Origin of the sequence: Candidatus Pseudomonas auctus (genome assembly GCF_048654275.1) — a bacterium.
Lineage (GTDB): Bacteria > Pseudomonadota > Gammaproteobacteria > Pseudomonadales > Pseudomonadaceae > Aquipseudomonas > Aquipseudomonas pharyngis.
Genome location: NZ_JBJYZK010000036.1, coordinates 1 through 353 on the forward strand (window position 1 = coordinate 1; position 353 = coordinate 353).

Consider the following 353-nt stretch of genomic DNA (forward strand, 5'->3'; position numbering starts at 1 on the left):
TCGCCGAAAATTCGAATTTCTCAACTAAGAGAACTCACAAATTTTACCTTAGCCTGATCACCACCAGTGAAAGTGGCTATCAGTCTATCTTTCTATCACATACCCAAATTTTTAAAGAACGATCTAATCAAAAGACTAGAAATCAATATTCAACTCGAATATTCATTTCTAAACTCTCAAACTTTCGAAGCAGTTTATGGTGGAGCCAAGCGGGATCGAACCGCTGACCTCCTGCGTGCAAGGCAGGCGCTCTCCCAGCTGAGCTATGGCCCCATAACAAAATTGGTGGGTCTGGGCAGATTCGAACTGCCGACCTCACCCTTATCAGGGGTGCGCTCTAACCAACTGAGCTA

General features: G+C 44.8%; 1 tRNA gene. It reads right to left on the bottom strand.

The annotated features are described in order from the left end of the window. Positions 1-197: 197 nt before the first annotated feature. Positions 198-273, bottom strand: a tRNA-Ala gene (locus ACKUG4_RS28235). Between the last annotated feature and the right edge of the window lie 80 nt (positions 274-353).